This window comes from Bradyrhizobium sp., from assembly GCF_049586575.1.
GTDB lineage: Bacteria > Pseudomonadota > Alphaproteobacteria > Rhizobiales > Xanthobacteraceae > Bradyrhizobium.
In genome coordinates this window covers 1-2,527 of sequence record NZ_JBAVCF010000731.1, presented here as the reverse complement: position 1 = coordinate 2,527, position 2,527 = coordinate 1, and the positions used below count along the sequence as shown (strand labels likewise).

The window sequence follows — 2,527 nt, the reverse complement described above, 5'->3', positions numbered from 1 at the left end:
AAGGAGAAGTTCGATGAACAGCGTACTCGTTCCAAAATCACGAATCGTCGAGGCGGCCTGCCGAAACGATTGCTTGAGCTTCTTTCAAGCGATGTTCCAGATTTTGAATCCTGGCTCCACGCTACACATGAACTGGCACCTCGAGGCAATGGCTTATCATCTCGAGCTCGTTCGGCGCGGGGTCATTAAGCGGCTCATTATAGCGGCGCCGCCGCGCTGCCTTAAATCGCTGATGGCATCAGTAGCTTTTCCGGCGTTCGCGTTGGGTCGCAGTCCGGGCACTCGAATAATAGGGATCAGCCACAACTCAGATTTGCAGGTCAGATTCCATAACGACTGCCGTCTCCTGATCAATAGTCTGCTCTACCAAAGAGTCTTTCCTAGTATGACGCTTTTGAAAAGCACCGAGACCGAGTTTCATACCGACGCGGGAGGATATCGCTATGCGAAATCGGCCGAGGGCGGGCTGACTGGGCTCGGCGGTGGTATTCTAATCCTTGATGATTTTCAAAGACCGCTGGACGTGGCTTCGGACGTCAGGCGGACCGCAACCAACAACCTTTATTACAGCACAATTGCGTCACGCGTGGACAATCAGAATACCGGGGCCGTCATAGCGGTCGGGCAGCGTCTCCACATCGACGATCTTACCGGGAAATTATTGCGCTCGGGCGAAAATTGGACGGTGCTCAACCTTCCAGCGGTTGCTGAGAAGGACGAGTACATTCCGATCGGCCCAGGGCGATGGCATTTGCGTCGCATGGGCGAACTCCTGCATCCGGAGCAACAGTCGTGCGACTATCTTGAGATACTTCGTTCCAGCGAGCCAGAAATTTTTGCAGCACAGTACCAGCAAAGCCCAATCCCGCCAGGCGGCTTCCTCATCAGGCGTGATCAGATCCAATATTGTGATGAATTGCCGCCACGGAGCTCATCCTCAGCATACCTGCAGAGCTGGGATCCTGGGCAAAAGCCGGGTGAGACGAACGCACGATCAGCGTGTCTCGATATGCTCATCCAAGACAATAAGTACTTCATTGCGGAGGTAGTCGTGGGCCAATGGGAGTACTTTGATTTGCAACAACTGGTAATTTCACGAGCGAACAAACAGCCGACTGCGATTTTAATTGAAGATGTCGGTATCGGGACAGCATTAATCAGCACTTTAAAACAAAAGCAATTGCCGGTGGTCGCCGTTAAACCTGAAGGGGACAAAACAACCCGCCTCATGCGGCACATATCGAAATTTGCAAATGCTCAAGTGTTCTTACTCAAAACTGCACCTAGTCGGGTCGAGCTAGAGACCGAGTTGTTTAGCTTCCCGGGTGGTCAGCACAACGATTTGGTCGATGCGCTTTCGCAGGCACTAGGTTATAAGCACATCGGATTTGAATGGACCGACACGGCCCAAAGGAATTACGAAAAGTGCATTTTAGAGCTCGGGCTCAGGGGAATCCGCTTTTAGCGATTTAATACTCAGCACAAGCAGCGATTGTCACTATGCTGCGACCAGTCCAGGAGGCCCCGCACATCGATGATGCAACTCAACATCCACGAAGCGAAAGCCAAACTCTCCAGCTTGGTCGATCAAGCGGCGCGCGGCAAAAGCATTATCATCGCCAAATCAGGTACTCCGCTCGCGCGGCTCGGGCCCATCAGCGAGTCGCCGACGGGAAAGATCAAGTTTGGCTTTTATGAAAGGCGAGATCACGGTCGCCGATGACTTTGATACGCCACTACTGGGCGCGGTTCTGCGCGTTCGCCTTGATCGTGATCACGGTTTCCAGAGCATCGCGGTTCTTCGCGCCTTCGAGGGTGAGTGGTTAGAGGCCGGATAGACTGTGCGGCTGCTGCTCGATACGAGCATCGTCTTGTGGGTCGCGGCAGATAGCCCGCGATTGTCCAAAGCCGCTCGTCAAGAAATCGAGAGCGCGGAAGCTGTTTTTGTCAGTTCAATATCGCTCTGGGAAATGGTGATGAAGGCTGAACTCCGCAAGTTGGATGTTGAGTTCGATCACTTATTGCCACGGACGGAAGCCGCGGGCATTCATGAGGTGGCCGTGACGTGGCGGCACACCATGGCGGTGCGCACGCTTGCGGATCATCATCGCGATCCGTTTGACCGCATGGTTATTGCCGAGGCGATCAGCGAGCCTTTGCGGTTGATCACTGCCGACGTTCGGCTCCGCGCATACAGCGATCTCGTCATGCTCGTATAGACCTCGCCGGGTGCCGCGGGAGACGTCTGCGGCCTCCCCCCTCGACTGGCTGAGCGCCAAAAACCGTTGTCGGCCGCTCCGTTTAGTGCGCGCTAGCGTCTTACAAAATGAAGATTTTTCTCTGAACGGACGTTCATGGCCGCCTATCGCTGGCCAGATGCTATGCTGTTTTTCAATCCGCTACTGGACCTTAATCTCCGCTAGCATTGTCAACGAAATTTCCTCAGAACTAGATGCCGACGTTCTGCAGAATGGAAAGCCGTTGAGCGACGAGAGCCTCGGCCGCGATTGTCAGATGGGCAAGGGCT

The 2,527-nt window shown here is 54.2% G+C and carries 3 protein-coding genes; all 3 read left to right on the top strand.

Annotated features, from left to right (window positions below):
* The first annotated feature begins 13 nt into the window (after nucleotides 1–13).
* Nucleotides 14–1,465 (top strand): phage terminase large subunit, encoded by a 1,452-nt coding sequence (gene terL / locus WB528_RS26590; RefSeq protein ID WP_423892315.1) that lies wholly within the window; start codon nucleotides 14–16, stop codon nucleotides 1,463–1,465.
* 69 nt (nucleotides 1,466–1,534) lie between these two features.
* Nucleotides 1,535–1,723 (top strand): type II toxin-antitoxin system Phd/YefM family antitoxin, encoded by a 189-nt coding sequence (locus WB528_RS26585; RefSeq protein ID WP_423892313.1) that lies wholly within the window; start codon nucleotides 1,535–1,537, stop codon nucleotides 1,721–1,723.
* A gap of 118 nt (nucleotides 1,724–1,841) precedes the next feature.
* Complete coding sequence (locus WB528_RS26580) at nucleotides 1,842–2,219, top strand: type II toxin-antitoxin system VapC family toxin (RefSeq protein ID WP_423892311.1); 378 nt, start codon at nucleotides 1,842–1,844, stop codon at nucleotides 2,217–2,219.
* The last annotated feature ends 308 nt before the right edge of the window (nucleotides 2,220–2,527 follow it).

Bases quoted from the DNA above. Each gene is read 5' to 3' on its own strand.
- terL (WP_423892315.1), top strand. From the start codon at position 14: ATGAACAGCGTACTCGTTCCAAAATCACGAATCGTCGAGGCGGCCTGC.
- WB528_RS26585 (WP_423892313.1), top strand. From the start codon at position 1,535: ATGATGCAACTCAACATCCACGAAGCGAAAGCCAAACTCTCCAGCTTG.